A 6749-nucleotide genomic window follows, 5' to 3' on the forward strand; every position below is an offset into this window, starting at 1 on the left:
GTGGTCAGCAATCTGGAAATCCCCCCACAGACCGAGAGCCATCCCTATTTTGACTTTCACGAACTTAACCCGCCACATGCGCAAAAGGTAACCAAGCGAACGGCGTTCGGCACGCATTGGGGCCTTGTGTATTTTTATGGCGATGATGCTGTCGAAATGCGTGACTTGCTTAAGGCGCAAGAAGAGCTGGATTACTATCTGTGACGGTCCCTGCGGGCCACGCCGATGGCTGTGGCACCCATGATGTCGCGCATTTTCGTTGTTGACCCCTTGGGGTTGCCGCATCCATAGGGTCGCCATGGCGATCGCCAGCACACCACCGGCCGCCATTACTCCTCCCACTATTAATCCCTGAGGTAACTTTTCCCCGGCAATGGCTGGGGGCATCCGACTGGGTTCTAGGTCCTGGAGACGAAAACTTTCCAGGGCCAACATTAGATCGTACAACTGGGAAGTATTGAGGATTACGGGGGCCCCCATGCCCAATAGTTCATGGCTCCATGACCCCTGGGGCCGGAGGCAAAAAGATGGTTCACCGTCGGCATTAAATATCGGTTCCGGATAGGTGCTTGGTTCCAGGGAAGCGCAGGGGCTCAGGCGTTGTTGGAGGTAAGATTCCACCGCTACAGCCAGGGTTTCCAATTCTTCCGGTGTGCCCGACAAGGTTAGTTGTTCTACTTCCGGCAAGCGGGGATCGTCAAAGTGAAGCGCAAACCGATAATCCGGCGGCAAAGTTTGGGGGGTTCTTTGCCACACCCGTCGAGTTTGCCACAGCTCTAAAGTACAGGTGGGGGGGGTATAGCGCCTCAGTTGTACATCCTTCACCAGCTTCATTGGAAAATACTCCCAGTCAACACACTCACTTCCATCCAGGGTACCTTGAAAATTAGGGGGCTAGGGGGCAGCTGACGCCGCTCCGATAACCGACTGCGTTCCCCTAGGCATTAGCATAATAGCCCCGGGGGGTAATCAAATAATCGTGATAATTGTAGGTGTTACTGTTGCCGATCAGCACCACCGTCAGCATATCAATGGGAAAGTTCAACATTTCGGCCAATGTGGTCCGCACAATGGTCTCATCCCGTCGATATACGGAACGCACCAGGGCCACCGGAGTATCTGGCGATCGCCATTGCAGGAAAATGGCCTGGGCTTGCTCAATTAGTACAGTACGCTTTTGGGATTTGGGATTGTACAAAGCGGTGACAAAATCTGCTTGGGCCGCCGCCGTTAACCGTTGCAAAATTTTTTCCCTGGGGGTAAGTAAATCACTCAGGCTAATGGCACAAAAGTCGTGCATCAGGGGGGCACCCAGCCGGGCTGCTGCGGCCTGGAACGCACTAATGCCAGGAAAAACCTCTACTCCCGGGGTTTGTCCATCCCAGCCAACTTTTTCTAATTCCTCCAACACTAACCCGGCCATGCCGTAAATGCCACAATCCCCGGAGGATAACACCGCCACCGTTAAGCCCCATTGGGCCAATTCAATAGCCCGCTGACAGCGTTGCCGTTCCTGGGTGAGGGGAAAAGTTTCGCAAATTTGTCCGGGACGGCGGAGGGGGTCAATCAAATCTAAATAAAGTCCATAACCGATGAGCACATCCGCTTCTCGAATGGCCGTGCGGGCGGCGGGGGAAATTTGGCTCAATTCACCAGGCCCTGTACCCACCAACCATAACTGCCCCGGTTTACCGATATATTCCCGTTTTCCCTGGGCGATCGCCACTGTCACGGCTTGTTGATCCTGTTTGACAATGACTTTTTCGACAATCAGTTTTCCTCCTTCGCCATAAACCTGGGTCGCCGTGAGGGCCGCCGCTTCCGCCACACTGGGGGTACCAACTTCCTGGTTAACCACAGCGGAGGGATTGGGCACAGACTGGGCCGCTAACTGTTTGGCGGAAAAAGTAACAAAGGGTAAATCATATTTTTGGGCCAATTGCTGCATTCCTACTTCGTCCGCTTTTAAATGCACACTGGCCAGGCCGGCGATCGCCAGGGGACTGAAATTTTCCCTAGCTAAAACCTCTAGCAAAGCTTTTTCCAACAGTGCTAAATCGGTGCCCCGCACACAGCCGATACCCACCCATAGCAGTCGGGGATGCCATTGAGCCATGGGGTGCCCCTGGTGTTCAGGAAGATTGTCTTGAACGGTAATGGCCAGGGTTGCCGCCGTTGCCTCCGTTCCAGAAAAATTAAAACCATGGCCTGGGGGTAAATACCCTTGCCACAAAGTTGACCCCGCCGTTTGTTGCACTGCCACCGGTTTTTGACTAGCTAAAGCCGCACTGACCGCTGTCCAATCCCCTGTTCCCCTCCGCCAACCGAAGGGAATGCCCAAACAATCCACCGCAATTTGCCCTAAGCCATTAGCTCCACCAGTCAGAATTGCCTTTCCCTGCAACTGTTCTGCCACTATCTCCGCCAGGCGATCGCCGCCACCTTGATGACCACTGAGCAAGCTAATCACCGATGTGCCCATGGCATCCACCACCACCACAGCGGGATCGGTCTGTTTATCATGCAATAAAGGGGCAATTAAGCGGACTACGGCCCCCGTTGCTAAACTGAAAATCAAAGCTTTATGGGTACTCCACCTTTCCTCAATGGCCATGGCCAGGGAATGGTCATAGGTTTCTACGGCGGGATTGCCACCAAGGTTTAATTCCTCAGCCAAGGATTCTGATAGGAGTAATTTTCCCGTCAACGTTTCCGCCACGGGTAGAAGCAATTTAACGGCTTGGGGAGTGACGGCGATCGCCGTGAGGGGATGGAAAGTTTTCAACAATTTTAATTGATGTATTTAATAGACTATTTTTAGCTTCTAGCGTAAGCGGATAAAACAACGTCCACCCTCATTTATGAGTTCTAGTACTGATATTGAGTTAATAAAAGCTTTATAGTTACCAGGACGACTGGCATTCTTAAGAGCTTTAGTGATTGAAATATTGTACTTTCCAGCAAATTTGGAGGCAGCATAACCTATTTCAACTTTTTTATTTTTATTGTTTTTAATCTCTTCTTTTATGATTTTAACAAACTTGTTTTCCAAAGAATCTTGACTATTTTGAGTGATGAATTCAGAAGATTCTTTGTTAAAATTAAACAATGCAATAAAAATATCTTTAGATTCCGGTGGATCATGGACAACGAAGTAATTCTTATATTCCAAAAATATAAATTTTGCTGTTTTTCCAGGAAAATGATGCTTAACAACATCGTTAAGACTTAATCCAAATTTACGATAAAATATAGTTGAAACCTGACTCAGTGTAACCCATTGCTGTTGTGATGCCTGATTTGTCACTTCACGAATAATAGATTTTATTTCTTCGATTAATGTTTTTAGATCAATAATTTTTTCATTGGAAGATTCACTAGAAATAATGGGATATGACAAAATTTCATTCGTTTCAGGATTTTTAATGCATAAATTATTGATTTGTCGGAAAACCTGATAGACCACAATATTTTTTTGAGACAAAAAACTGCATAGAATTTCAAGGTCTTTATCTGAAGAACAAACAAAAATCTCTTTTATATCAGGATAATTTAGGCAAATAAAAGCTCCTATATTTGTCATTCTTTGATCTGCATTATTTTTGCCTGAAGGTACATGAAATAGTTCATATCCCCTTTTGTGTAGCTCTTCATCTTTATTTCCTAATTTTTTCCAATTACCAAAAGCTAAGTGGTGTTTTAAAGAATGCCTACTAAGTTTTTTGATTAAGTCTTCTTCTGTAACATCCAGATAAATATTTTCGATGTCAATTAAAAGAACCGAAAATCCTAAATTCTCAGATTTGCTATCTAAGTGTTTGCCATGTTCGCTTAATTTATTTTTTATGCATAAATCAATAACATCTTTATCACTTAAGCTAAATGGTACTAGAAATTTACGAAAAATGGATAAGCTAATATTTAGAAAAAAATTATCTTCTCCATTATCAACTAAATTATTAAGATGATCAGAAAAGTATTTTGTAATGATCTGCGATGTTTTCTCACTACTCCAATCATACTTTTTGTATTTTTCGAGCAAGTATTCCGGATAAATTTTGATAATGTTTATTAAAATATTTGAAAGGTACTTAGCCAAATCATTTGATTGATAAGACATTTTAAAAGAAAATATAAAAATAATCCACGAGAAGATTATAGCTTATTTTCGCAGCTAAAGTCTGTTAGTATTAAATATGGAAAGTATAGTTTTTTAACTGCCATGGCCAGAGATTTACGGGGATTCATCCAGTTGTTGGAAGCACGGGGGCAGTTGCGCCGCATTACCGCTGAGGTGGATCCCAACTTGGAAGTGGCGGAAATCGCCAACCGCATGTTGCAGGCCGGTGGCCCAGGGCTGTTGTTTGAAAATGTCAAGGGTTCCCCCTTCCCGGTGGCAGTGAATTTAATGGGCACGGTGGAGCGCATTTGTTGGGCGATGAATATGGAGCATCCCCTGGAATTGGAAGATTTGGGCAGAAAGTTAGCCCTGTTACAACAACCTAAACCGCCGAAGAAAATTTCCCAGGCGATCGATTTCGGCAAAGTCTTATTCGATGTCCTCAAAGCAAAGCCTGGCCGTAACTTTTTCCCCCCTTGCCAAGAAGTTATCATCGATGGCGAAGATTTAGATTTAAACCAAATTCCCCTCATCCGTCCCTACCCCGGTGATGCGGGCAAAATTATTACCCTGGGGCTAGTTATTACCAAAGATTGTGAAACCGGTACGCCCAATGTGGGGGTTTACCGTCTGCAATTGCAATCTCAAACCACCATGACTGTCCATTGGTTATCGGTGCGGGGAGGGGCCAGGCATTTACGGAAAGCGGCGGAGCAGGGTAAAAAGCTGGAAGTGGCGATCGCCTTGGGGGTAGATCCCTTAATTATTATGGCGGCGGCCACACCAATCCCGGTGGATTTGTCGGAATGGTTATTTGCTGGTTTATATGGTGGTTCTGGGGTGGCCCTGGCCAAATGTAAAACTGTGGATTTGGAAGTGCCTGCCGATTCAGAATTTGTCTTGGAAGGTACCATTACCCCAGGAGAAATGTTACCGGATGGCCCCTTTGGGGACCACATGGGTTACTACGGCGGCGTAGAAGATTCCCCCTTGGTGCGCTTCCATTGCCTGACCCATCGCAAAAATCCCATTTACCTGACCACCTTTAGCGGCCGTCCCCCCAAGGAAGAGGCCATGATGGCGATCGCCTTGAACCGTATTTACACTCCTATTTTGCGGCAACAGGTTTCGGAAATTACCGACTTCTTTTTGCCCATGGAGGCGTTGAGCTATAAAGCGGCCATTATTTCCATTGATAAGGCCTATCCCGGCCAGGCTAAACGGGCCGCCCTCGCTTTTTGGAGTGCTCTGCCCCAATTTACCTACACCAAATTTGTCATTGTGGTGGATAAGAGTATTAATATCCGCGATCCCCGCCAGGTGGTTTGGGCCATCAGTTCCAAGGTGGATCCAGTGCGGGACGTATTTATTTTGCCGGAAACCCCCTTTGACAGTCTCGATTTTGCCAGCGAAAAAATTGGATTGGGGGGACGCATGGGCATTGATGCCACCACCAAAATTCCCCCGGAAACGGATCACGAATGGGGCGAGGTATTGGAATCGGATCAAGCCATGGCGGAACAGGTCAGTCAACGCTGGGCGGAATATGGTTTGGGGGATATTAATTTAACAGAAGTTAATCCCAATTTGTTTGGTTATGACGTTTGAGATCGTCTTTTTTTCAAGGACTCCCAATGGTCTTTGGTCTTCATAAACGAGCTACCAGGCGATCGCCCGCCATTCTAGCCCCGGCTAAGTTACGGGCCACAGGGCCGAGTTGGAGAGCGGCGGCTCCTCCCATGATGTGTAAGTTGCAACCAGGCCAGCGTAGGGCAGAATCCAACACTGGTAGACCATTAATTATTGACGCAGGATAGTTGGTCTGGATTTCCTTCAACAGGGGCCATTTTCTAACGTCAATAGTGCTACCTGTACAGAGCCAAATACGATTAATCCCTAAATGGGCCACACAATCATGAGCCCCAGGATAATGACAACTCACCTGCCAATGGTTTTCTCGCCATTGGGCTTGGCTAACTTCGCAATTTTCATAGAAAGTCAGTGACCCTTCTTTTTCCAGGCGACGTAGATGGGTTAATACCGCAGGGGTGAGGGAACCTCCATTGCGGGCCGTTTGAATCAATTGCCAGCGTTTATGCCAATCTGGTTCAGCGTAAAAACCTTTCAAATATTTCGGACCTAGCCAGCCCGGCTCCGCATCAAAAAGCTTCTCGTAAAATTTCCGCCGGGCCATCATGAGTACCTTGGCACCCCGTTTAATCGCCCCGATCGCCAAATGACCGCTGGTCAGGCCACTACCGATGATAAGAATTTTTTCCCCCGCCAGATGCATGGTTCTCAGGTCTATTTTTTCCGAGTGCATAAGGGCATGGGTTGGGTAAGAAGACGAAATCTGATCCACCCAGGTTGGGATTTGGGGTTTCCCTCCGGCGATCGCCAACACTACCCTACGGGTCAGTATTGATTGACCATCCGCTAACCAAAGACGAAACCGCTGGCGATTTTGGTGTTGTAGGGGCTCTATTTCCTTTATTTGGGCAGGATAAACCAGGTTCCGCAATTGCCACCGCTCGATAACTTCTTGGCAGAATTCCCAAAACAAAGTTGTACCTGGTAAATCGTAGGGAGGAAATAATTCCCGGGGACGTTGTTCAGCAAAGGTGCGGAG

The 6749-nt window shown here is 47.1% G+C and carries 5 protein-coding genes; 1 reads left to right on the forward strand and 4 read right to left on the reverse strand.

Annotated elements, in window-relative coordinates; translation table 11 throughout:
- The 3 genes from IQ219_RS15065 to IQ219_RS15075 form a co-directional block, all read right to left on the reverse strand.
- Window positions 1-834: DUF4335 domain-containing protein (locus IQ219_RS15065; protein ID WP_228017166.1), on the reverse strand; the 834-nt coding region annotated here is incomplete at its 3' end.
- A 103-nt stretch (window positions 835-937) separates the two neighbouring features.
- Window positions 938-2788, reverse strand: a complete 1851-nt coding sequence (cobJ, locus tag IQ219_RS15070; protein ID WP_228017168.1) for a precorrin-3B C(17)-methyltransferase — start codon at window positions 2786-2788, stop codon at window positions 938-940.
- A gap of 36 nt (window positions 2789-2824) precedes the next feature.
- A complete protein-coding gene (locus IQ219_RS15075; protein ID WP_194020678.1) occupies window positions 2825-4120 on the reverse strand; it encodes an NYN domain-containing protein in 1296 nt (431 codons plus the stop codon).
- A gap of 102 nt (window positions 4121-4222) precedes the next feature.
- On the opposite strand from IQ219_RS15075, the gene IQ219_RS15080 reads away from it, so the two are divergent.
- Window positions 4223-5728, forward strand: coding sequence for a UbiD family decarboxylase (locus IQ219_RS15080; RefSeq protein WP_190599129.1), 1506 nt, complete (start codon window positions 4223-4225; stop codon window positions 5726-5728).
- A 40-nt stretch (window positions 5729-5768) separates the two neighbouring features.
- Here the strand turns inward: IQ219_RS15080 and IQ219_RS15085 are convergent.
- The coding region (locus IQ219_RS15085) for a SidA/IucD/PvdA family monooxygenase (protein ID WP_194073148.1) at window positions 5769-6749 on the reverse strand (981 nt) is incomplete at its 5' end.

Origin of the sequence: Synechocystis sp. LEGE 06083 (assembly GCF_015207725.1) — a bacterium.
In the GTDB taxonomy this organism is placed as follows: domain Bacteria; phylum Cyanobacteriota; class Cyanobacteriia; order Cyanobacteriales; family Microcystaceae; genus Synechocystis; species Synechocystis salina.

Excerpts from the sequence above, each read along its gene's own strand:
- IQ219_RS15080 (WP_190599129.1), top strand. The coding sequence starts at position 4,223 with ATGGCCAGAGATTTACGGGGATTCATCCAGTTGTTGGAAGCACGGGGG.
- IQ219_RS15075 (WP_194020678.1), bottom strand. The coding sequence starts at position 4,120 with ATGTCTTATCAATCAAATGATTTGGCTAAGTACCTTTCAAATATTTTA.